Genomic DNA, 238 nt, shown 5'->3' on the forward strand with positions numbered 1-238 from the left:
GACCGGCTCGCTGACCCGGGCCACCGACGGCCGGGGCAACTCGTTCTGGACCACGTACAACAGCCTCGGGCTGATCGAGAAGACGATCGAGCCGGCCACCGCCGCGCACCCGGACGAGGCCGACCGCACCTGGACGCACGTCTACGACGCGGGCGGCAACCTGGTCTCCGCGCTGCAGCCCGGCGGGGTGCGCATCGACCACGCCTACGACGCGCTCGGCCGCATCGTCAAGCAGACC

General features: G+C 72.3%; 1 protein-coding gene. It reads left to right on the forward strand.

Features of this window, described 5'->3' with window-relative positions:
• Positions 1–238, forward strand: a 238-nt coding sequence (locus IO39_RS43735; RefSeq protein ID WP_043637994.1) for an RHS repeat protein, incomplete at both ends; no start/stop codon positions are given.

The organism is Nonomuraea candida (assembly GCF_000725485.1).
Classification (GTDB): Bacteria; Actinomycetota; Actinomycetes; order Streptosporangiales; family Streptosporangiaceae; genus Nonomuraea; species Nonomuraea candida.